The sequence below is a fragment of the Shimia aestuarii genome, assembly GCF_900114635.1.
Lineage (GTDB): Bacteria > Pseudomonadota > Alphaproteobacteria > Rhodobacterales > Rhodobacteraceae > Shimia > Shimia aestuarii.
The window spans coordinates 55,870-79,336 of the sequence record NZ_FOTQ01000005.1; the positions used below are offsets into that span (position 1 = coordinate 55,870).

Sequence of the window (23,467 nt, forward strand, 5' to 3'; positions counted from 1 at the left end):
ATGGGGTCAGACTAGGGGCTGGGCGCGCTGGCGTCGACTCCCAACACAGGACGTGACATTCAAAAGCGGGAATAATTGTATACCATTGCATACATACCCTTCTCATGGCCCGCGATCTGCGCTAAAAGCGGCCCGTGCAAACGACTCGGATGTCAGGAGACACCCCATGACCAAGATCAAGGTAACGAACCCCATCGTCGAGATGGACGGTGATGAAATGACCCGTATCATGTGGCAGTTCATCAAGGAAAAATTGATCCTGCCCTATCTCGATATCGACCTGCTGTATTACGATCTCGGGATCGAGGAACGCGACCGCACCGAAGATCAGATCACGATTGATGCCGCCGAAAAGACCAAGGAAGTGGGCGTTGCCGTGAAATGTGCCACGATCACACCTGATGAGGCCCGCGTCGAGGAATTCGGGCTCAAGAAGATGTGGCGCAGCCCCAATGGAACGATCCGCAACATCCTTGGTGGCGTGGTGTTCCGTCAACCGATCATCTGTCGCAACGTGCCCCGGCTTGTGCCCGGCTGGACCAGCCCCATCGTCGTTGGGCGTCATGCATTTGGCGACCAGTATAAAGCCACCGATTTCACCTTCCCCGGCGCTGGCAAGCTGACCATGAAATTCGAAGGCGAAGACGGTACCGTTATCGAGCGCGAAGTCTATGACGCGCCGTCCGCGGGCGTCTACCAGGCGATGTACAACCTCGACAGCTCCATCCTCGATTTCGCCCGCGCCTCGTTCAACTACGGCCTGAACCTTGGCTGGCCGGTGTACCTCTCGACCAAGAACACCATCCTCAAGGCCTATGACGGGCGGTTCAAGGACCTGTTCCAGAAGGTCTACGAGGAAGAGTTCGAGGAACAATTCAAGGCCAAGGGCATCTGGTACGAACACCGCCTGATCGACGACATGGTCGCCTGCGCGATGAAATGGAACGGGAAATTCGTCTGGGCCTGCAAGAACTACGACGGCGACGTGCAGTCCGACACCGTGGCGCAGGGTTTTGGCTCTTTGGGTCTCATGACCTCGCAACTGATGACGCCGGATGGCAAGATCGTCGAGGCCGAGGCCGCCCACGGCACCGTCACCCGCCATTACCGCCAGCATCAGGCGGGCGAAGCGACCTCGACCAACTCGATCGCCTCAATCTATGCCTGGACCGGCGGGCTGAAACACCGCGCCAAGCTCGACGATAACGCGGCGCTGGCCAACTTTGCCGAGATGCTGGAAAGGGTGATCGTGGATACCGTGGAAAGCGGCTCGATGACCAAGGACCTCGCCTTGCTGGTTGGTCCGGATCAGGGCTGGCTGACCACCATGGGCTTCCTCGAAAAGATCGACGAGAACCTGAACAAGGCCCTTGCAGGTTAGGACCCGTCACGCAATCTTTCGGGGCGTCTGGACATTTCCGGGCGCCTCTGACACTTCCCTCCCATGGTCAGTTTTCTCGAACCCTCCACAACAGACAGGCACAGCCTTCTCGAAGATGCCCAAGGCATCGTCGTCGGTACGTTGCTGATGGCGCTCAGCGTGCAGTTCCTGCAGGGCGGCGGGCTCATCACCGGGCAGATCGCCGGTTTGTCTCTGACCATCGCCTATGCTGGGGGATTTGCCTTTGGTCTGGTGTTCTTCCTTTTGAATCTGCCGTTTTACGCCGTCGCCCTTCTGCGCATGGGCTGGGCGTTTACGCTCAAAACCTTTGCCGCCGTCGGGTTGATGACCGCGTGGACCTTTTTCTTGCCGCAAGTGATGCAATTTGCCGACCTTCACGTCGGGGCCGCCGCCATTCTGGCCGGGGTCACGTCGGGCGCCGGGCTGATCGTGCTGTTCCGGCACGGGGCCACGCTGGGCGGCGTTGGGATTGTCGCGGTCTGGCTGCAGGATACGCGCGGGATCAAGGCCGGCTGGGTCCAGCTTGGCTTCGACCTCTGCGTCTTTGGCCTTGCGTGGTCGCTTTTTGACGGGCGCATGGTGGTCTATTCCCTTATCGGAGCGGCTGTGACCAATGTCATGGTCGCCACCAACCACCGCCGCGACCGGTACATCGCGCGCTGAGGAGACCCCTGTTCATGGCTTATTTCTACCTGCTCATAGCCGTCGTTTTCGAAACCATCGGCACCTCTGCGCTGCAAGCCAGTCAGCAATTCTCGCGCCTCGTCCCGTCGATGATCGTCGTGACCGCCTATGCCGCGTCCTTCTTTTTCATGGCCATTGTGCTGCGCTATCTGCCCGTCGGGATCACCTATGCAATCTGGTCCGGCCTTGGCATCGTGCTGATCGCGGCCATTGGTTTCGTGGTCTTCGGGCAACGGCTCGATTGGCCCGCGATCGTCGGGATGGCGATGATCCTTGGCGGCATCCTGATCATCCACCTCTTTTCCAAATCGGCCGTTCACTAACCCCCCTCAAGGTTCGAAGGACATCACCTCAACACCATCCTGCGTGAATCGCGCAATCGTGCCCGCCGCAAGCTCGCTCCAGCCGCCTTCGCTGGTTTCCAGCGGTTCTGACACCACCGCCCACCCTGCCCGGCTCTCGCTCCAGCGATAGAACACAGACGGGGCGATCTCGTCAGAGGAATAGCGGGCAGCCCAGAGCGATGTGCCATCTGAAAAGGCCGAGGAAAGCCGCATATGAGGCGTCGCGCCATATGTTTTGGACAGGCCGCGCAACTGACGTACCGAGGCGGCAAGCGCGGCTGCCGGATCCTCCATCCCCTGCCCCAGCATCAACAGGAACAAAACCTCGCTGTCAGTGGCCCCCTTGCGATGGGCGTAAAGCGCGTCGGGGATTGCCATATCAGCTTTCTTGCGGAACCCTTCGAAACCGCCAATCTGGCCGTTGTGCATGAAGCTCCATTCGCCACAGGTGAACGGGTGGCAATTGTTGCGGCTGGTCGCGGTGCCGGTCGAGGCCCGCACATGCGCGAGAAACAGCCCCGAGCGGACCTGGTGCGCCAGCGCCCGCAGGTTCGGATCGGACCATGCCGGATAGATATCGCGATACAACCCCGGCTCCGCGCGCTCGCCATACCACGCAATACCGAACCCGTCGGCATTGATCGCGGTCTTGGCCTTGGTTGCATCCTGGCTCTGGATGACCAGAGAATGCGCGGGCTTGGTGATGACCTCTTCCAGAAAGATCGGTTTGCCAAGATAGGCGGCCCAGCGGCACATGGTACGTCCCTCACATTGTTTGGCGCAGCAAAGCGCCAAGTTTCGCAGGCTTGCAAGGGGCGAATTCGCCCTGATGCGGATTTCCGCGCGGGCGGGCGCATTCACCTCTGGCCTTTTTGCGCAACCCCGTATAGGGCGGGCGCGAACAGGAAAAGAGATACCTCATGGACCTTCGTAATATTGCGATCATCGCGCACGTTGACCACGGCAAAACCACCCTTGTGGACGAGCTGCTGAAACAGTCCGGCGCATTCCGCGAAAACCAGGACGTGGCCGAACGCGCCATGGACTCCAACGACCTCGAACGCGAGCGCGGCATCACCATTTTTGCCAAGCCGACCTCGGTTGAATGGAAAGGCACCCGCATCAACATCGTGGACACGCCCGGCCACGCCGATTTCGGCGGCGAGGTCGAGCGCATTCTGTCGATGGTAGATGGCGTGGTTCTGCTGGTGGACGCCGCCGAAGGCCCGATGCCGCAAACCAAGTTCGTGACCTCCAAGGCGTTGGCGCTGGGCCTGCGCCCGATCGTGGTGCTGAACAAGGTCGACAAGCCCGACGCCGAACCCGATCGCGCGCTGGATGAATGCTTCGACCTCTTCGCCTCGCTTGACGCCGACGAAGATCAGCTGGACTTCCCGCACATGTATGCCTCGGGGCGCAACGGCTGGGCCGATGCCGAACTCGACGGGCCGCGCAAGGATTTGCACGCCCTGTTCAACCTGATCGTGAACCACGTCCCGGCGCCCAAGCAGATTGCGCATCAGGACGAAGACTTCCGCATGCTGGCCACAACGCTGGGGGCCGACCCCTTTGTGGGCCGCATCCTCACCGGACGCGTCGAAAGCGGCAAGCTCAAGGTTGGGGCAACCGTTCAGGCGATTTCCCGTATCGGCCAGAAGATCGAACAATTCCGCGTGACGAAAATTCAGGCGTTCCGTGGCCTTGCCCAGCAGGACATCGAAGAGGCGCAGGCCGGGGACATTGTGTCTATCGCGGGTATGTCCAAGGCCACCGTAGCCGACACGATCTGTGCCCTCGCTGTGGACGAACCGCTCGAAGCACAGCCGATCGATCCGCCCACGATCACCGTGACCTTTGGCATCAACGACAGCCCGCTGGCGGGTCGTGACGGTAAAAAGGTGCAATCGCGCGTAATCCGCGACCGTCTCATGAAAGAGGCCGAATCCAACGTCGCGATCAAGATTGCCGACACCCCCGGTGGCGAAGCCTTCGAAGTTTCGGGCCGCGGCGAACTCCAGATGGGTGTTCTGATTGAAAACATGCGACGCGAAGGTTTTGAGCTGTCGATCTCACGCCCGCAGGTCATCATGCGCGAAGAAAACGGCCAGCGCATGGAGCCGGTCGAAGAGGCCACGATCGACGTGGATGACGAATATTCCGGTGCCGTGATCGAAAAACTGACCGGCTCACGCAAAGGCGAACTGGTCGAGATGCGCCCTGCTGGCGCCGGCAAAACCCGCATCATTGCCCACGTGCCGTCGCGCGGCCTGATCGGCTATCACGGCGAATTCCTCACGGATACGCGTGGCACCGGGGTGCTGAACCGTGTTTTCCACGGCTGGACCCCTTACAAGGGCCCCATTCCGGGCCGACGCGCGGGTGTTCTGATCTCGATGGAAAACGGCGAGGCTGTGGCCTATGCTCTGTGGAACCTCGAAGATCGCGGTAAGATGATGATCGGCGCACAGGCCCCGGTCTATACCGGCATGATCATCGGTGAACATAGCCGCGACAACGATCTTGAGGTGAACCCGCTGAAAGGCAAGAAACTGACCAACGTGCGCGCCAGCGGCACCGACGAAGCGGTGCGCCTGACCACGCCGATGACGCTGAGCCTTGAAGAGGCGATTGCCTATATCAACGACGACGAACTGGTCGAGGTGACGCCCAACGCGGTGCGCCTGCGCAAACGCTATCTCGACCCGCACGAGCGCAAACGCATGGCCAAATCTGCCCAGTAAACTCCAAAGGCCACCGCTTCGGTGGCCTTTTCTTTTGCCCGCCGGGTTGCTTGAAAAACGGTTCTGGTTGAAGCTGCACCTAATTGTTTGCTGCCAAATGACCTGCCCATGCGACTTTTTTCCGTGTTTTTCCTTGTTCTCTGTCTTGTTGGCGGCCCGTTCCAACGCGCCCAAGCCGAAGGTCTCGGCAGTATTACTGCCGAAATCGCGGAGCAGACCGTGGGCAAGCTTGACGTAGATGTCGCAATCAAGATTGACCAGATCACCTTTGTCGACCAGCAAGCGGAGAACTTTGGCGCCGTCGGCACCCTCGTCATGCGCTACACCGATCCCGCACTTGCTTTTGATGCGGCCGAACACGGCTATTCCCTGCGCAGCTTCAACGTCGACGATTTCCGCAACTACGCTCACGAGAAAAAAGCCCTGGTTCCGATTTTCCTGATCCGGAACCAACAGGGGCGGCGTTTCGTCCAACAGTCACAACTGGTGGTCAGCAACGAAGGCAATGTGACGTTTGTCGAACGCTTCTCTGCCACTTTTCAGGCGCCGTACTTTAACTTCAAGAAATATCCCTTTGATAGTCAAAAGTTTTTCATAGAAGTTTCTTCGATCTTCCCGCTGAGATATGTTGAGTATCATCCTTTGGAGGATCTCTCCGGTCTGGGCGATCTTCTTGGCGAAGAAGAATGGATCATGCACAGCCCGCGCATTTCGGCAACCATGGTCGAAGGCCTTACCGGACAGGAATCCTCTCAGGTGCAGCTGTCCTTTGAGGCCAAGCGCCACGTTCAATACTACCTTTTGCGCTTCATGCTGCCGCTGATCATCATTCTTTTCGTGTCGTGGGCGACCTTCTTTCTCGAAGAGTACAGGCGCCGGATCGACATGGCGAACGCCAACCTGCTCGTGTTCGTGGCCTTCAACTTCGCCATCTCGACCACCCTGCCCAAGCTTGGTTACCTGACCTTCATGGATATGCTGCTGGTCGGCATGTTCATCATTACCGGGTCCATGGTGCTCGTGAATATTGCTCTGCGACGTCTCAAGCTGATGGATCGCGAGGTGCTGGCCCGCAAAATCGACATGTACCTGATCGTCTGGGTCTATCCGCTGATGTATCTCGGGTTCCTGTTCTGGGCGGTCCGGTTCTACCTGATCTGAGCGCCGCAAAAAAAGGGGCCGCGAGAGATTACCCCACGGCCCCTGAATCGTTGTTTGTTCAAGCTTATTCGGTGGTTTCCACCACCATCAACTCACGTTCGGATGCCCCGCGCGCGTGGTTCAGCGCCTCTTGGTATTCCGGGCTGTGATAGCAGGCCACCGCCGTATCGACGTCCGGGAAGGTCGCCACGACATTGCGCGGGCGTTCCTTACCCTCTAGCTGCACGAAACGGCCACCGCGCGCGATGAACTTGCCACCGTGCTTGGCAATGGCCGGCCCCGCAAGGGCTGCGTATTTGCCATAGGCTTCGTCATCCGTCACGGTCACGTGGGCAATCCAGAGTGCACCCATATCCTTATCCTCCGATCACGGCCTCGGCGGCTGCGACAGCGGCCTCGGCATTGCTTGCATCCTTGGCGCCACCCTGCGCCATGTCCGGGCGACCACCGCCGCCCTTGCCGCCAAGGGCCTCGACTGCGGCGCGCACCAGATCAACAGCCGAAACTGCCCCGGTGAGGTCCTGGGTCACCCCGGCGGCCACGGCCACCTTGTCGCCTGCATCGGCTATCAGCAAGACCGCACCGCTTTCCATACGCGCCTTGTGCTCGTCGATCAGCGGCGGCAGGTCTTTGCCCGTCACCCCCGACAGAACCTGCGCAAAGAACTTGATGCCCGCGATCTGCTTGTCCTCGGGCGCGGCACCCTGCCCGGCACCGCCGGCCATCGCCAGCTCGCGCCGCAGCTGCGCCACTTCGTTCTGCAGCGTCTTGCGCTCATCCATCAGCGCTTTGAGGCGGTCAAGCACGTCCTCGGGCTGTGCCTTGAGCGCCCCGGCCACCTCGCCCATCCGGCGTGCTTCACGCTCCAGATGTTCAAACGCCGCGGCTCCGGTCAGCGCTTCGATCCGGCGCACACCAGCCGACGACGCGCTGTCGCCCAAGAGTACAAACACCCCGATATCGCCGGTCTGTTTGACATGCGTGCCGCCGCAAAGTTCGATCGAATAGGTCATCCCATCCAGCCCTTTGCCGGTATCGGCACGGCCCATCGACACCACGCGCACTTCGTCGCCGTATTTTTCACCGAACAGGGCCTGCGCCCCGATCTCGCGCGCATCATCCGGGGTCATGATCCGGGTTTCCACCGGCGCATTCTGACGGATATAGGCGTTCACATCGGTGCCGACCTTGTGCAGTTCTTCCGCCGTCAACGCCTTGGCATGGCTGAAGTCAAACCGCAGACGGTCATCTGCATTGAGCGAGCCGCGCTGCGCCACGTGATCTCCCAGCGTTTCGCGAAGCGCTTCGTGCAGCAGGTGTGTGGCCGAGTGGTTGGCCCGAATGGCCGTGCGGCGCGCATGATCCACCTCAAGAACCGCTCCGGCGCCCACTTCGATCTCGCCTTCGACAACTTCTGCAACATGGATGAATACACCGGCCGCCTTGCGAGTATCCGTGACCTCGGCCAAACCACCCTCGGTTTTTACCGTGCCGGTGTCGCCCACCTGACCGCCGCTCTCGGCATAGAACGGCGATTGGTTCAGAACGATTTGAACCGTGTCACCTTTCACGGCCTTGTCCACCTCGGCCCCGTCCTTGACCAGCGCAGTAACCTGCCCTTCGGCGGTCTCGGTGTCATAGCCTAGGAAATCCGTGGTTCCCTTGTGCTCGGCAATGTCGAACCAGATCGTGCTGTCCGCCGCTTCGCCCGAACCAGCCCATGCGGCACGCGCCTTGGCTTTCTGTTCGGCCATGGCCGCGTCGAACCCGTCGGTGTCCACCTCGCGCCCCTTTTCGCGCAGCGCGTCCTGCGTGAGATCCAGCGGGAACCCGTAAGTGTCGTAAAGCTTGAACGCGGCTTCCCCGGCCAGCGGCGCGCCTTCTTCAAGACCCGCCAATTCGTCGTCCAGCAGTTTCAGCCCCCGATCCAGCGTCTGCTTGAACCGGGTCTCTTCGAGCCGCAGTGTTTCCTCGATCAACGCCTGCGCCTGTCCAAGCTCGGGATAGGCTGCGCCCATCTGGCTGACCAGCGACGGCACCAGCCGGTGCATGACCGGATCCTTTGCGCCCAGAAGATGCGCGTGACGCATGGCGCGGCGCATGATCCGGCGCAAAACATAGCCGCGCCCGTCATTGGACGGCATTACCCCGTCCGCAATCAGGAACGAGGTCGAACGCAGGTGGTCGGCAATGACGCGGTGATGCACGTTCTGATCGCCATAAGGATCAGTCGACGTCGCATTGGCAGACGCCTCGATCAGCGACTTGAACAGGTCGGTGTCATAGTTGTCATGCGACCCTTGCAACAGCGCGCCAATCCGTTCGAGCCCCATGCCCGTGTCGATCGACTGCATGTCCAACGCGCGCATCGAGCCGTCCTCGAACTGCTCGTTCTGCATGAAAACGATGTTCCATATCTCGATGAATCGGTCGCCATCCTCTTCCGGGCTGCCCGGAGGGCCACCCCAGATGTGATCGCCATGGTCATAGAAGATCTCGGTGCACGGACCGCACGGACCTGTCGGCCCCATCTGCCAGAAATTGTCCGACGTCGCGATCCGGATGATCCGGTCCTCCGGAACACCCACTTTCTTCCAGATTTCAAAGGCTTCGTCGTCGGTGTGATAGACCGTCGTGTAAAGGCGGCTTTTGTCGATGCCGAAATCCTTGGTGATCAATTCCCACGCAAAGGGGATCGCGTCATCCTTGAAGTAGTCACCAAAGGAAAAGTTGCCGAGCATCTCGAAAAACGTGTGGTGGCGCGCCGTGTAACCCACGTTGTCGAGGTCGTTATGCTTGCCCCCGGCGCGCACGCATTTCTGGCTGGTCGTGGCGCGCTTGTAATCGCGGTGTTCGACCCCGGTAAACAGGTTCTTGAACTGAACCATGCCAGAGTTGGTGAACATGAGCGTCGGGTCATTGCGCGGCACGAGCGGAGAGGATTGCACCACCTCGTGGCCCTGTTTGGCAAAGTAGTTCAGAAAGGTCGACCGGATGTCGTTCAGGATGGGCATGTTCTCGGGATCTCTCGCGGAAGGAATTCGTGTGCGTGCGGGTTTAATGCCCCTGCCCGCGCCTGTCCACATGTCAAAGCGCGCGCGCGTCCCGCTGGCTCAATCCGCCTCGCGCTTTTTCAGGATATCGCCCGTCCGGATCACCCCGTCCTGCTCGATACTGCACAATATGCCACGCAAGCGCAGCGCGGGGTGCCCCGGCGCTGTAATCCAGTCCTTGGCCGCCGCGCCATAGCGTGCCTTCCACTTGACGCATCCGTCATTGAACACGTCCGAAACCCGGAGCACCGCCGTCCCGACGTCGAGCAACTGTCCGACGGGCAGGTTCTCCAGTGACATGTCCATATCCGCGACAAACGTGTCTCCGGGATGCAGAACATTTTCCCGATCGCGCCAGACAAGGTCCAGCACCCGACGTGGCAGGATCGAGACCTGAATACCGGGATGCGGCGCGCCGTCGTCTGTGCGCAGCCAAGGTTCGGATTTCCAGCGTTCGCCCGGAATACCCTCCGCACGGGTCAGGGTCATTTCATCCACGAACCTGCGCTGGTTCCGTGCAGGGCGCAGACACAACATGTCAATGGCCGCCCCGTCTTTCAGAGCGGCCATCACCTCGGGCAATGCCCGCATCAATTCGTCTAGCGTCACATGCGACACAGGCCGTCAGCCTTCCAGAAGCGCGTCGTCATCCTCGGCGCTTCCCGGCGGCATGTCGAAATCAAGACCGTGCGCCGCACGGATCTTGTCTTCGATCTCAAGCGCCACTCGGTTGTTTTCCTTGAGGAAGGTCTTGGCATTTTCTCGCCCCTGACCGATCCGCTCATCCCCATAGCTGAACCAGGATCCGGATTTGGCCACGATACCCGCCTTCACACCAAGATCCAGAAGCTCGCCGGTCTTCGAAATGCCATCACCATACATGATGTCGAACTCGACCTGTTTGAACGGCGGCGCCACCTTGTTCTTGACCACCTTGACACGGGTCTGGTTGCCCACGATCTCGTCCCGGTCCTTGATCGAGCCGATCCGGCGGATATCAAGGCGCACCGAGCTATAGAACTTGAGAGCATTGCCCCCGGTCGTGGTTTCCGGTGAGCCAAACATCACGCCGATCTTCATGCGGATCTGGTTGATGAAGATCACCATGCAGTTGGAGCGCGCGATCGATCCGGTCAGCTTGCGCATGGCCTGGCTCATCAGTCGGGCCTGCACGCCGACACTGCTATCGCCCATGTCACCTTCCAGTTCCGATTTGGGGGTGAGCGCGGCAACCGAATCGACCACCACCATGTTCACCGCCCCTGACCGCACCAGCGTGTCAGTGATCTCAAGCGCCTGTTCGCCAGTGTCGGGCTGCGAAATCAGCAACTCGTCCAGGTTCACACCCAGCCGCTTGGCATATTGCGGGTCCAGCGCGTGTTCCGCGTCGACAAAGGCGCAAACGCCGCCCTTCTTCTGCTCCTCGGCAATACAGTGCAACGTCAGCGTGGTCTTGCCCGAGCTTTCCGGCCCGTAAATCTCGATGATCCGCCCCTTGGGCAGGCCGCCAATACCCAGCGCGATGTCAAGGCTCAGCGATCCGGTCGAGGTCGCCTCGATCTCCTGGATCGGATTGTCCGCGCCCAGTTTCATGATCGACCCCTTGCCGAACTGCCGTTCGATCTGGGCCAGTGCGCTGTCCAGCGCCTTTTGTTTATCCGTGGAAGATTTGCTGCTCATCGTTAATAGATCTGCCGTTGCCATTTGCTTGCTTCCTTATTCCACACCCGTCGACGGGCGGCAATCATTGCCTGCGTTCACCTCTTGTTCTCAATCCTTATGAGATCAAAAAGAGAACATTTCAATAGAATTTTACCCAAACAGCTTTTGCCTCGAAGTGTTAAGGAGTAGTTTATGCCTCAAGAATAACTGACAAAACCTGTGTATGAGGCCGTGCAAATGCTTGTGTTCTGGAACAAAAAGCTGGTGTTCCTATCGGTGCCCAAGACCGGGACAACCGCAATTGAGGCGGCGCTGGCGCCATTCGCCGACATTGTGGTGTCCAACCCGCCCGAGCTCAAGCACGCGCCGCTCTACCGCTACAACCGGTTTTTCCGCCCCATGTTCGAACGGGCCTGTAACACGACCGACCTTGAAACCATGGCTGTTGTGCGCGAACCGATCAGCTGGTTGTCGAGTTGGTATCGTTATCGGCAGCGTGATTTCATGAAAGGGAGGCCCAATTCCACGCACGGCATCAGCTTTGATGCATTTGTACAGGACTACATGCGGGGTGATCAGCCGCCACATGCCAATGTAGGCCGGCAATCGAAATTCCTTGAACCGCGCCCCAACGGTCTGCGCGTGGACCACCTTTTCCGATATGAGAATCAACCACGACTGCTGGCCTTTCTGGAAGACCGGCTTGGCCACCCAGTTCAAATCGAGCGCCACAATATCTCGCCACGTGCCGATCTTGACCTGTCTCCCGAAACCGAGGCGCGGTTCCGACGCAAATTCCAGAGCGAGTTTGAGCTTTATGAAAGCGTCTCCTGAGCCAATCCCACCTGCTCCTGAACCGCTTTTGTGAGATCGGACAGGGAAAACGGTTTTGGAAGGAAGCTCGAGTTCTCTATCTGCGACTGATCGTCAGAGAAGCTGTCCTCAGCATAACCCGACACAAAAATCACCGGCGTCTGCGGATAATCACGGCGCGCCTGGCGCACCCAGCCAGGCCCGTCCAGCCCCGGCATGATCACATCCGTCACAAAAAGATCAACGACCGGCGCCTCGTTTTTCAGCAGGTCCAGCGCCTCTTCCCCGGAACCGGCCTCCAGAACGGTAAAGCCCCGCAGCCGCAGGGCGCGAGACGCAAACGAGCGCACGGGTGCCTCGTCTTCCACCAACAGAACGACGCCGTCCTTCTGGGCTGAATATGCGTTGGGTTCGAGGCGCTCGGCCTGTGGTGCCGCAACTTCTGAACCGCTGAATTCATGAATTGGAAACAACAGCGTAAAGATCGTGCCGATCCCGATCGTGCTATCGACAAAGATATACCCGCCCGTCTGCTTCACGATGCCATAGGCCGTGGAGAGCCCCAGCCCTGTGCCCTCACCGGTGCGCTTGGTCGTGTAAAAGGGTTCAAACACTTTCTGCAGTTTGTCAGGCGCGATTCCTGTTCCGTCATCCGCAACCTTGACGCTGACATACTCCCCCTTGGGCACCGTCACGCGATCCCGCTCCAGCGGCGTGGAAAGGACAAGTTTCTCGGTCAGGATACGGATCTCGCCCCCGCCAGGCATGGCGTCGCGGGCGTTCACAACGAGGTTCATCAACACCTGTTCGAGCTGCCGCTTGTCGGCGCGGATCGTGGGCAGTTCCGGATCATTGGAGAGAATGAGACTGACCCGCTCCCCCACCAAACGGTTAAGTAGATGCGTCAGGTCCGACAGTGTATTGCGCAGGTCGAGAACCTCGGGCCGCAGGTTCTGTTTGCGCGAAAACGCCAGAAGCTGCCCCACCAAGGCCGCGGCGCGGTTGGCATTCTGGTTGATCTGCACGAGATCGCCAAAATCGGGATCTCCTTGATCGTGTCGCAACAACAACAGGTCGCAATGCCCTGATATTGCAGTCAAAAGATTGTTGAAGTCATGCGCCACGCCGCCCGCTAGCTGGCCGATGGCCTGCATCTTCTGGCTTTGCACGAATTGCGCTTCAAGGGTCTTGAGTTCGGTCGCGTCACTCAACACCGCAATCAGCGAACTGGTATCACCCTCAATGACACGATTCAGGCCCACCTGCACGAAAACCTCCCGGTCACTCCGCTTCAGGCGCAGGAACTCTGAATGATTCGAACCGTGCCCGGTTGCAGCTTCGTTCAGCCAATCCCGGATCGACCGCCCCAAACCCTCCATGAGATCGCCAACGTTGGTCTCCGAACCTATTTCCATATGGATCAAGCGGCGCGCGGCCCGGTTGGCCATTTCGACCCGCCCGTCCCTGCGCACTTTGAGCAAGGCCACCGGCAATTCATCGAACTGGATCACGCCTTTTTGCACGGTCGGCACTTCGGTCGGCAGAAGATAGATTGCGCGCCGCCCCTCGACCTGATCGAATGCCCCGACCAGACATTGCCTTTCTCCGCCAGCCGTCATGACCGTCCGCGTATCCGCCTGATCGATTAACGCGTCCCTCAGCACCTGCGAGACATGCGTCTTTTCCTCACCCAGAAGCGCCCGCGCCGCCTTGTTCATGAACAGGATGTCACCGGAGGCTTTCACGCTCAACGCTGGCACCTGAGCCAGCTCGCCTTCACCGCCATGATCGCTCCGAAATTTCTCTGTCGTCATCGACCAGCAAAACAAAGCGCGCTCAATCGGGTGGACTGTTACCCGTAGAATATTGTTTTGAAGATCAAATTCCCGCTCTGTAAACTCATGTATACAGTTGTCTTGAAGCAACTCGGACACGACATCACCGCGGCCGGCAAGCAGTTGATCGAACAACAGGCGCATATTGGGCACATCCGGCAACGTTCCGAAGAGGGTGATGGCCTTTGGGTTTGCATGAAGAATGTCCCCCGATGCGGTGCTAAGCCAACGCGCTTCGGGGTCGTGCAGCATCATCGTACGAAACGATGCGACGTCGCGCGCCCTGCGCCATCGTGCCCATCCTCGTGCACCGGCGGTCCCAATTAGTAGAAAGCCAAGCACACTGCCCACAAGAAGGAATACATCGCGTGCAGAACCCTGCCCTAGGATCGCGGCCATGGCCAGCGCCCCGAGACCGGTCGCGATCAACGCGCCGGAAATGCGCCACATCCCATCCGTGGCGCCGATCACCTGTTCTGAAACTGATCGAGACACCTGTGAACCCGTGTCCTTCTACACCCTTGTTTGTAGCGCAGGGTCGCAAAGGTTGCTTAACAGCACCTTAACAACTGGAAGAACTACCAAAGGTTGAATACCGAGTCAGGTATTTCGCGTCAACACCGCAAAGAAGAACCCGTCGCCATCCCGGCTTACCGGCAATTGCGTTTGCGTCTCACAGCGCCAATCTTCATGTCTGCTCAGGAAATCCGCGATCTGATCCCTGTTTTCCTGTGGCAGCACCGAACAGGTGGCATAGGCAAGCACACCACCCTTGGCGACAAATTCAGACGCTGTGTCCAGAATGCCGGCCTGGATACCGACAAGACGGTCAAGGTCCGCCGGTTGAAACCGCCATTTCGCATCCGGCGTACGGCGCCATGTTCCGCTGCCTGAACAGGGCACATCACACAGCACAAGATCATAGGGCGCCTGTCCTGCGGGCGCCTCGGTTTGCGTCACAGTCACGCCCGCCCTGGCTGCGCGTGCAGGCAGATCGCGCATACGCCCGGGATCAGCATCATGGGCAAAAAACCGCGCCTTTGCCCGTCCCGCCATGGCCAGAACCTTGCCCCCGCCCCCGGCGCAATAGTCCAGAACGCGCATATCATTTTCGAGCGGCAGCGCGGCAACGGCCGCTTGGCTCGACGCATCCTGCAATTCCACAAGACCGTCGCGATAGGCAGCGCTCTGCGCGACCTTGCGCGCGCCGCTTTCCACGATCAGGGCCGTCGCTGCAAGATCGCTGCCTCGGGTCTCAATACGTTCGTCCTGCAATTTCCGACGGGCCGACGCCACGCTTCCTTTGCGCAGGTTCACGCGAAGCGCCACCGGCGCGCGCCGACGCAAATGGTCAAGGCTGGTTTCAAACGACGATCCAAGGCCAGATCTCATGAAAGGCAGAATCCACTCCGGCACATCTTCGGAATATTCACCAACATTATCAGACGCTTCGCCATCACTCAGCACGGCGGGCGCATAGGTCTGTCCGGTAAAAATCGTCGGGACGTCCACGCCATCCTGACGCAGAACCCCGATCATCAGCCCGCGCCCCGTCAGGCTGCCGCCCTGCGCTGCGGCAGAGTTGCGGCGGCGCAGCGCGTCAAAGACATGATCGCGCACCGCCGCGCGGTCCTTCGACCCAGCAAACCGGCTCCGCCGCGCCCAGCCTGTCAGGGCCTTTTCCGCCGGAGTCCCTGCGAGAATGTCGTCCAGAAGCTCAATCGCCGTCTGAACCCGCGCCGCCGGTGTCATCACATCAGCCGATCCGGTAGTTCGGGCTCTCGCGGGTGATCTGCACGTCATGCACGTGGCTTTCCTTGAGCCCCGCCCCCGTGATCTTCACGAACTGGCAATTCCTGCGCATGTCTGCCACCGTCGCGTTGCCGGTGTACCCCATCGCGGCGCGCAAGCCCCCGACAAGCTGGTGGATCACCGTGCCTGCTGGCCCCTTATAGGGCACCTGCCCCTCGATCCCTTCCGGCACAAGCTTGTCGCTGGCCGCGTCCTTCTGGAAATAGCGATCCGCCGAGCCACGCGCCATCGCCCCAAGCGAGCCCATGCCACGGTAGCTCTTAAAGCTACGGCCTTGATAAAGAATAACTTCTCCGGGGCTTTCATCGGTGCCTGCGATCATCGAACCCACCATGGCACAGCTTGCGCCCGCGGCAATGGCCTTGGCAAAATCGCCCGAGAACTTGATCCCGCCATCGGCGATCACCGGCACATCCCCGGCCGCCTTGGCACAATCGCTGATCGCGGTGAGTTGCGGCACACCAACACCAGCCACCATGCGCGTCGTACAGATCGAACCCGGCCCGATCCCCACCTTGACCGCATCGGCCCCGGCATCAATCAACGCCTTGGTCGCCTCGCTGGTGGCCACGTTGCCCGCGATCACCTGCACCTGGTTGGACTGCGCCTTGATGCGCTTGACGGCTTCGATCACGCCTTCGGAATGGCCGTGCGCCGTGTCCACCACCACGATATCCACGCCCGCATCGATCAGCGCCTCTGAGCGCTCAAAGCCCGAATCCCCAACCGAACTCGCCGCAGCCACCCGCAACCGGCCCAGATCGTCTTTGCAGGCGGTCGGGTTCAGAACGGCCTGTTCCGTATCCTTGAGGGTCAAAAGCCCGGTCAGCTTGCCCTTGCCGTTATGCACAAGCAGCTTTTCGATCCGGCGCGCCCGCATCAGGCTCTTGGCTTCTTCAAGATCCGCCGGTTCCGCCAGCATCGCGAGGTCATTGCTGGTCATCATCGCGTGCACCGGCGTGTCATCCGAGCTGGCAAAGCGCATGTCACGGTTGGTCACGATGCCGACCACATGACCCTTGTCATCCACCACCGGGAACCCCGTGAAGTTGTACCGCTCGATCAGCGCCTTGGCGTCGGCCAGCGTCTGATCCGCGCGCAGCGTGACGGGGTTGTAAACAATCCCGGATTCAAACCGCTTCACCCGGCGCACTTCGCGGGCCTGGGCCTCGACATCAAGGTTCTTGTGAATGACCCCCATGCCCCCGGCCTGTGCCATGGCAATCGCCATGCGGCTCTCGGTGACAGTGTCCATGGCCGAGCTCAGAAGCGGGATGTTCAACGCGATGGATTTTGTCACATGAGTGCGCGTATCCGCCGTAGACGGCAGCACCGCCGAAGCGGCCGGAACCAGCAGAACATCATCGAAAGTAAGCGCCTCACGAATCTCCATCACACATCTCCTTGGGGGAACCTCGTTTGACGCCTCCCTATTACATGGGTGTGCCTTGTGGAAAACCCCTAAATCGCCCCTTGCCAGCGCGCATCGGGGCATCTGGGCGCAAAATCGCGGGATTGGCGGGTCAGATGCCGCTTCCAGAGCAAACTGTGCCGCGCCTTGCCTTTCCTTAATGCCCGCGCCAGATATGGTCGAAACACGCGAACAGAAACCACCTATCCAAGGACCGTTCCATGAGCAGTGATCCCCTCGTGATCTTCACGCCTTCGGGCAAGCGTGGGCATTTCCCGGTTGGCACCCCGATCCTCACCGCCGCCCGTCAGCTTGGCGTCGATCTGGACTCGGTCTGTGGTGGCCGTGGCATCTGCTCGAAATGCCAGATCACGCCGTCCTATGGCGAATTTCCCAAACACGGGGTGACGGTACACGACACCGCGCTTTCCGAGTGGAACGCCGTGGAAGAACGCTATGACCAGAAACGCGGCCTGCCCAAGGGGCGGCGTCTCGGGTGTCAGGCGACGGTTCAGGGCGATGTCGTGATCGACGTCCCCCCCGAAAGCCAGGTTCACAAGCAAGTGGTGCGCAAACGCGCCGAGGTCCGCGAGATCACTCTCGATCCCACCGTGCACCTGACCTATGTCGAGGTGGTTGAACCGGACATGCACAAACCCTCGGGCGATCTTGAGCGCCTGTTGCAGGCGCTGCGCGTCGCCACGGGCGAAAACAATATCGAACTCGACACCCACCTTCTGCGCCCGCTACAGCCGATCCTGCGCAAGGGCAACTGGACCGTGACCGCCGCCATTCACCGCGGTCGCGACGGCGCGACGCCGCGTGTGATCGCCCTCTGGCCGGGTTATTTCGACGGCCCGGTCTACGGTCTGGCCGTGGATCTTGGTTCGACCACCATCGCGGGGCACCTCTGTAACCTCTCCACCGGCGAGGTCGTGGCCTCATCTGGGTTGATGAACCCGCAAATCCGCTTTGGCGAAGACCTGATGAGCCGGGTATCCTATGCGATGATGAACAAGGGCGGCGACCATGAGATGACCGGGGCCGTGCGCGCCGGTCTGAACCAGCTTGTGACCGACATCGCGTCCGAGGCCGGGGCCGACAAATCCCAGATTCTGGACGCGGTCTTTGTGATGAACCCGGTCATGCACCACCTGTTCCTTGGCATCGACCCGTTCGAACTCGGACAGGCCCCCTTCGCACTGGCCACCTCGGATGCGCTGTCGCTGAACGCCACAGACATCGGTCTCGACATCGCCCCCGGCACCCGCGCCTATATCCTGCCCTGTATCGCGGGGCATGTTGGTGCAGATGCCGCGGGCGTCGCGCTCTCCGAAGCCCCCGACAGGTCCGAAGACCTCGTCCTCGTGGTCGATGTCGGCACCAACGCCGAAATCCTACTGGGCGACCGCAACGGGGTTCAGGCCTGTTCCTCGCCGACCGGTCCCGCCTTTGAAGGCGCCCAGATAAGCGCCGGACAGCGCGCCGCCCCCGGCGCCATCGAGCGCGTGGAAATCGATCCCGTCACCAAGGAACCCCGCTTCCGCGTCATCGGCGTCGATCTCTGGTCCGACGAAGACGGGTTTGACGCGGCCATTGGCGCCACCGGTGTGACCGGCATCTGTGGCTCGGGCATTATCGAGGTCATTGCCGAAATGCGCATGGCCGGGATTGTCGATGCCAGCGGCCTGATCGGCTCGGCAGAGCAAACCGGCACGTCGCGCTGTTTCGCGGACGGGCGCACCCATTCCTATCGCCTGTGGGACGGCGACGCCGATCACGGCCCGATCACCATCACCAACGGCGATATTCGTGCGATCCAGATGGCCAAGGCCGCGCTCTATTCGGGAGCACGCCTGCTGATGGACAAGCGCGGCGTGGATACCGTGGATCGCGTGGTTCTTGCCGGGGCCTTTGGCGCGCATATCTCGGCCAAACACGCGATGGTTCTGGGCATGATCCCCGATTGCCCGCTCGACAAGGTCACCTCTGCGGGCAACGCCGCTGGCACCGGCGCGCGTATCGCGCTTTTGAACCGCGCAGCGCGCACGCAGATCGAAACCCTCGTGCGCAAGATCGAAAAAGTCGAAACCGCCGTCGAGCCGCGCTTCCAGGAGCATTTTGTCAACGCGTCGGCCATGCCCAATGCGGTCGAACCCTACCCCGTACTGCGCAGCGTCTTGACCCTCCCCGAGCCAAGCTTCAACACCGGCGGCAGCGGCGAGGCCGCAGGCGGCGGACGTCGACGCCGTCGGCGTGGCTGACACGCGCCACCTCGACCAGATCAGGGTGACAAACAGGCGGCCTCTCGCGCAAGCGTTGACGCCGCCTTTCTCCACCGCGCGCCGCGGTAACGCCGGGATTTCGCCGATCCGATACCGACGTAATACCGACGTAAAACCGACGCGATACCGAACCGCCATTTTCGCCTTTTTTCAGTGTGTTAACCTTCGATTCGCACCCAAATCTGGAAAGCGCGCATTTTCCCTGCTTGACCCCCGCGCGCGGCTCATTTACCTAAAGCGTCGCTGCGGGTGTAGTTCAATGGTAGAACGGCAGCTTCCCAAGCTGCATACGAGGGTTCGATTCCCTTCACCCGCTCCACCCCTCCTCAAATTCGGATTGCCACATCACCGAACGGGTGCGGTTTGGTCATGCTCAATGCACAAAGCTCAGAACATGCGCCAGAAGAGCGCGCGTTGACGCACTCGTGCCTTCCGGCGGTGCCATGCCCGCCATCGCCGGAACAAGCCCCCCGGCTAGTTCCTTGCCCAGTTCCACCCCCCACTGGTCAAAGGAATTGATCCCGTAGATCACCCCTTCAACAAATACGCGATGTTCATACAAGGCGATGATTTGCCCAAGAACATAAGGGGTTAGCTTGGGATAGACCAAGGTTGTCGACGGGCGGTTGCCCGGAAAGACTTTGTGTTTGGCCAATCTCTCAAGCTCCGGTCCTGACACGCCTTGCGCCGCCAACTGCGCGCGGGCTTCCGCTTCGCTGCGCCCCTTCAGAAGCGCCTCGGACTGGGCAAGGCAATTGGCGACAAGCGCGCGGTGATGTTCGGCCAATGCAGGTTCATGCCCCTGCGCGCCGACAAGGAATTCGCACGGCACCACCTGCTGGCCCTGATGAATGAGCTGATAAAAGGCGTGTTGCCCGTTGGTACCCGGTTCGCCCCAGACAATCGGTCCGGCAACACCCGGAAGAGTCTCGCCATTCATGGCAACACGCTTGCCGTTGGACTCCATCTCGAGCTGCTGCAGATAGGCTGGAAGTCGCGCAAGCCTTTGTTCATAAGGCAAAACCGCACGCGTAGGGTACCCGCAAACCTGTTGGTTCCATAATCCGACAAGGGCAAGAAGAACCGGCATGTTCTCCTCGAATGGCGCCGTTTGGAAATGCCGATCCATGGCCTGCCCGCCATCGAGAAACCCATCAAAGGCGGCGGGACCAATAGCGAGCATCAGTGACAGCCCGATCGGTCCCCAAACCGAAAACCGCCCACCAACCCAATCGCCAAATCCAAAAACCCGCTCTTCGGGAATGCCAAACTCCTGGCACTTGTCGACCGCCGTGGAGATGGCGACAAACCGCTGCAATGCCTTGTCCCCACCGGCCCATTGCAGCGCCGATCGGGCGTTCAGCATGGTTTCCTGCGTGGTGAAAGTCTTGGATGCCACGATGAATAGCGTCGTTTCGGGGTCCAGCGGTGCAAGCGTATCCGTCAGGTCGGCCCCATCTACGTTCGAAATGAAATGGCAACGCGGCCCTTCATGATACGGCGCAAGCGCCATCACGGCCATCAGCGGGCCAAGGTCGGACCCCCCGATGCCGATATTGACAACGTCGGTGATACGCATGCCGTGGCCGGGAAAGCTCCCATCCCGCACGGCGCGGCAAAACGTTGCCATTCGCGCGCGGGTGTCCGAGACCTCGGTCAACACATCCACCCCTTCGACAAGGACCGGTTCATCGTCCCGTCGGCGCAGCGCTGTGTGCAACACTGCACGGTCTTCGGTTTTGTTGATCCTTTCACCACGGAACATGGCATCCCGACACGCCGCAACACCCGCCTCTTGCGCTACAGCGATCAAACTCGCCCGCGCGGGCCCGTCAATCGTGGTTTTGGAATAGTCGAACCAAAGACCATCAGAACACACCGTGAAATCCGCCGCTCTGTTCGGATTGAGTCCAAACAGGTCGCTTATCCTTGTTTCCACAGCGCCGGCGCGCAGATCCTCAAACGCTTTCCACATGGGATCACACCGTCCAGTGAACATTTGCACCATCCAGAACGGATTGTATCGGCGCCTCCTTGGCGCGCAGCTTGCGCGCCTTTTCAAGCGCTATGCGCTTGTCCTCACCCTGTATCAACAGGTGTTTTCGCATCGCTCCGTCGAGCACACGCGCGGACAGAGTTACGCGCGTCTCAGGCAGGTCCTCGCGCCGCACCGGCACGAGGATCGGTGCATTCTCGGACAAAGCTTTTTCAAGCCCCTGTGCCTTGGGAAACAAAGACGCCGTGTGCATGTCCGCACCCATTCCCAAAAGCGCCACCGCAAGGGGCAGCTTTGGGGCAATCATGGCCTCCAGCTCCGCCAACACGTCTTCGGGCTGCAGGGCTGATGCATAAAGCGGCAGGAACCGCGCCGCCATCGCGCGGTTGACCAGCAATCGCTCCTTGATCAACCGGGCATTGGATCGCGGATTGATTTCCGGCACCCATCGCTCATCCGTCGGGCAAATATCCACCCTCTCCCAATCCAGATCCGCCACGCTCAGCGCATCGAATACCGGACCCGGCGTCGTTCCGCCGGGGACCGCGAACAGCACCCTGTCCTCGTGATGCAGTGCTTCGCTCAGATCGTTGGCAAGCGCGCTGGCCACATCCATAACCAGCATGTCGAAATCGGGATATTCCTTGAAGATCAATGCTTCATACCTCTCCATTCGCGCCCGTCCCGTCGCATCAACATGGCTGCATCGTCCGGTCCGGCGGAAAATGAATCATATGGCTTGGGGGCGTCGCCACGCGCTTCCCAGCCGCGAATGATCGGATCGGTCCAGGCCCAGGCCGCCTCGACCTCATCGTTGCGCATGAACAGGGTCTGGTTGCCTCGGATCACGTCCATGATCAGCCGTTCATAGGCATCAGGCGAATCCGCATCCGGCCCCAGCGCCTCGGCGAAACTCATGTCCAAAGGCACATCGATCAACCGCATGCCGCCCGGCCCCGGCTCCTTGATGGTGACACCAAGGGTGATTCCCTCATCGGGCTGCAGCTGAATGGTCAACTCGTTGCGATGGCGTCCGGCCTCGGGTCCAAAAATCGAATGCGGCGTGTCCTTGAACACCACCGTGATCTCGCTGTCACGCTCCTTTAACCTTTTTCCGGTACGAAGGTAAAATGGCGTTCCCGCCCATCGCCAATTGTTCAGATGGCATTTCAGCGCGATGAAGCTTTCGGTTTTCGACCGCGGGTTGTCCACGTCCTCGCGATAGCTGGAATGCCCGTCCGCTGCCGTGTACTGACCACGCACGATATGGTGTGGCTGCACCACGTCAAGCGCGCGGATCACCTTGAGTTTCTCGTCGCGCACCGCGTCCGGCTCGAACATCGCGGGCGGCTCCATCGCCGTCAGACACAACAGCTGCATCAGGTGGTTCTGCATCATGTCCCGCATGGCGCCGGCGTTTTCATAATACTCTCCACGTCCGCGTACCCCAACGGTTTCGGCCACTGTGATCTGGACATGGTCGATATACTGGGCATTCCAAAGCGGTTCGAAAAGCATGTTGCCGAATCGTACAACCATCAGGTTTTGCACGGTTTCCTTGCCAAGGTAATGGTCGATCCGGTAGATCTGGCTTTCCTCGAAATGCTGCGACAGCTCACGGTTGAGCGCACGTGCCGAATCCAGATCGTGGCCAAATGGTTTTTCTACCACGATCCGAGTGTTGGCATGCACCAACCCATGCCGGTGCAGCCGCTGTGACAAATCCGAAAACAGGCCCGGCCCAACCGAGTAGTAAAAGGCACACACCCGGTCGGGCACCATCATGCCCGACAGTGTGTCCCAGCCCTGATCCCCGCGGGCATCTATCGCAACATAGGTCAGTTTTTCGCAGAACGCATCGACCGCGGATCGGTCGAGCGCAGCCTCTCCGCCGAATTCCGACAACGCCCCGCGCACGAAATCGCGATAGGCCGCCGCGTCCATCGTTGTGCGCGCAGCGCCGATCAGGCGCGATCCCCGGGGCATCTGCCCGGCGCAAAACCTCTTGAACAGGGCGGGCAGGATCTTGCGCTGGGCAAGATCGCCCGTACCTCCAAACACGACCAGATCGAACGTGTCGACCGGGATGATACGCGATGCCATGGCCCCGCCCTATTTTGCGGCCCAGCAAGGACCGGATTTCGTTAGCGCTAACAAACGCTCTATCATTTCGATCTTATCACCGCAACCGGGCATCACAACTCTGTCAGGGTCCGTCAAAGCAGTTTTCCTGCAACCACGAATTGGATAGGAAACCATAACGCAGTG

18 protein-coding genes and 1 tRNA gene are annotated in these 23,467 nt (G+C 60.2%); 8 read left to right on the top strand and 11 right to left on the bottom strand.

Annotated elements, in window-relative coordinates:
- Positions 1–166: 166 nt before the first annotated feature.
- The 3 genes from BMZ35_RS12795 (at position 167) to BMZ35_RS12805 (ending at position 2,409) form a co-directional block, all read left to right on the top strand.
- Positions 167–1,381 (top strand): NADP-dependent isocitrate dehydrogenase, encoded by a 1,215-nt coding sequence (locus tag BMZ35_RS12795; protein ID WP_093094253.1) that lies wholly within the window; start codon positions 167–169, stop codon positions 1,379–1,381.
- 63 nt (positions 1,382–1,444) lie between these two features.
- Positions 1,445–2,065, top strand: coding sequence for a YitT family protein (locus BMZ35_RS12800; RefSeq protein WP_093094254.1), 621 nt, complete (start codon positions 1,445–1,447; stop codon positions 2,063–2,065).
- Positions 2,066–2,079: 14 nt separating this feature from the next.
- Positions 2,080–2,409, top strand: coding sequence for a DMT family transporter (locus tag BMZ35_RS12805; RefSeq protein ID WP_093094255.1), 330 nt, complete (start codon positions 2,080–2,082; stop codon positions 2,407–2,409).
- A 6-nt stretch (positions 2,410–2,415) separates the two neighbouring features.
- Here the strand turns inward: BMZ35_RS12805 and BMZ35_RS12810 are convergent, their stop codons facing one another.
- Positions 2,416–3,186 (bottom strand): class II glutamine amidotransferase, encoded by a 771-nt coding sequence (locus BMZ35_RS12810; protein WP_093094463.1) that lies wholly within the window; start codon positions 3,184–3,186, stop codon positions 2,416–2,418.
- Between the two features lie 164 nt (positions 3,187–3,350).
- Here BMZ35_RS12810 and typA point away from each other — a divergent pair, with 164 nt between their 5' ends.
- Both typA and BMZ35_RS12820 read left to right on the top strand, forming a co-directional pair.
- The gene (gene typA / locus BMZ35_RS12815; RefSeq protein ID WP_093094256.1) at positions 3,351–5,171 is read left to right on the top strand and encodes a translational GTPase TypA; all 1,821 of its coding nucleotides are present in this window, start codon (positions 3,351–3,353) and stop codon (positions 5,169–5,171) included.
- A gap of 108 nt (positions 5,172–5,279) precedes the next feature.
- Entirely contained in the window at positions 5,280–6,332 is a 1,053-nt protein-coding gene (locus BMZ35_RS12820) for a ligand-gated ion channel (protein ID WP_093094257.1), read from the top strand.
- A gap of 64 nt (positions 6,333–6,396) precedes the next feature.
- Here BMZ35_RS12820 and BMZ35_RS12825 read toward each other — a convergent pair whose 3' ends face one another.
- From BMZ35_RS12825 to recA, 4 genes are all read right to left on the bottom strand, one after another.
- Positions 6,397–6,684: a DUF1330 domain-containing protein gene (locus tag BMZ35_RS12825; protein ID WP_093094258.1), complete on the bottom strand. Its 288-nt coding sequence runs from the start codon at positions 6,682–6,684 to the stop codon at positions 6,397–6,399.
- Between the two features lie 4 nt (positions 6,685–6,688).
- Positions 6,689–9,346, bottom strand: coding sequence for an alanine--tRNA ligase (alaS, locus tag BMZ35_RS12830; protein WP_093094259.1), 2,658 nt, complete (start codon positions 9,344–9,346; stop codon positions 6,689–6,691).
- 99 nt (positions 9,347–9,445) lie between these two features.
- Positions 9,446–9,976, bottom strand: coding sequence for an MOSC domain-containing protein (locus tag BMZ35_RS12835; RefSeq protein ID WP_093094464.1), 531 nt, complete (start codon positions 9,974–9,976; stop codon positions 9,446–9,448).
- Positions 9,977–10,009: 33 nt separating this feature from the next.
- On the bottom strand, positions 10,010–11,089 hold the full coding sequence (recA, locus tag BMZ35_RS12840; RefSeq protein ID WP_093094260.1) for a recombinase RecA: 1,080 nt from the start codon (positions 11,087–11,089) through the stop codon (positions 10,010–10,012).
- A gap of 195 nt (positions 11,090–11,284) precedes the next feature.
- Here recA and BMZ35_RS12845 point away from each other — a divergent pair, with 195 nt between their 5' ends.
- Positions 11,285–11,881 carry a sulfotransferase family 2 domain-containing protein gene (locus BMZ35_RS12845; RefSeq protein ID WP_093094465.1) on the top strand — a complete coding sequence of 199 codons (597 nt, stop codon included), beginning with the start codon at positions 11,285–11,287 and terminating at the stop codon, positions 11,879–11,881.
- On the opposite strand, the gene BMZ35_RS12850 is transcribed toward BMZ35_RS12845, so the two are convergent.
- The 3 genes from BMZ35_RS12850 to guaB all read right to left on the bottom strand — a co-directional run bounded on the left by BMZ35_RS12850 (position 11,863) and on the right by guaB (position 16,900).
- Positions 11,863–14,145, bottom strand: coding sequence for an ATP-binding protein (locus BMZ35_RS12850; RefSeq protein ID WP_093094466.1), 2,283 nt, complete (start codon positions 14,143–14,145; stop codon positions 11,863–11,865). The genes BMZ35_RS12845 and BMZ35_RS12850 overlap by 19 nt on opposite strands.
- Before the next feature lie 150 nt (positions 14,146–14,295).
- The gene (locus BMZ35_RS12855; protein ID WP_093094261.1) at positions 14,296–15,447 is read right to left on the bottom strand and encodes an RsmB/NOP family class I SAM-dependent RNA methyltransferase; all 1,152 of its coding nucleotides are present in this window, start codon (positions 15,445–15,447) and stop codon (positions 14,296–14,298) included.
- A 4-nt stretch (positions 15,448–15,451) separates the two neighbouring features.
- Positions 15,452–16,900 carry an IMP dehydrogenase gene (gene guaB / locus BMZ35_RS12860; protein ID WP_093094262.1) on the bottom strand — a complete coding sequence of 483 codons (1,449 nt, stop codon included), beginning with the start codon at positions 16,898–16,900 and terminating at the stop codon, positions 15,452–15,454.
- Between the two features lie 239 nt (positions 16,901–17,139).
- Here guaB and BMZ35_RS12865 point away from each other — a divergent pair, with 239 nt between their 5' ends.
- Complete coding sequence (locus BMZ35_RS12865) at positions 17,140–19,182, top strand: ASKHA domain-containing protein (RefSeq protein ID WP_093094263.1); 2,043 nt, start codon at positions 17,140–17,142, stop codon at positions 19,180–19,182.
- Between the two features lie 266 nt (positions 19,183–19,448).
- A tRNA-Gly gene (locus tag BMZ35_RS12870) sits at positions 19,449–19,522 on the top strand.
- Positions 19,523–19,576: 54 nt separating this feature from the next.
- Here BMZ35_RS12870 and pgi read toward each other — a convergent pair.
- From pgi to zwf, 3 genes are read right to left on the bottom strand one after another with little or no spacing between them, the layout of a single operon-like run.
- On the bottom strand, positions 19,577–21,178 hold the full coding sequence (pgi, locus tag BMZ35_RS12875; protein WP_093094264.1) for a glucose-6-phosphate isomerase: 1,602 nt from the start codon (positions 21,176–21,178) through the stop codon (positions 19,577–19,579).
- 4 nt (positions 21,179–21,182) lie between these two features.
- Positions 21,183–21,872 (bottom strand): 6-phosphogluconolactonase, encoded by a 690-nt coding sequence (pgl, locus tag BMZ35_RS12880; RefSeq protein ID WP_242654791.1) that lies wholly within the window; start codon positions 21,870–21,872, stop codon positions 21,183–21,185.
- Positions 21,851–23,302 carry a glucose-6-phosphate dehydrogenase gene (gene zwf / locus BMZ35_RS12885; protein WP_093094266.1) on the bottom strand — a complete coding sequence of 484 codons (1,452 nt, stop codon included), beginning with the start codon at positions 23,300–23,302 and terminating at the stop codon, positions 21,851–21,853. Before zwf ends, pgl begins: the two co-directional genes overlap by 22 nt.
- Positions 23,303–23,467 lie beyond the last annotated feature (165 nt).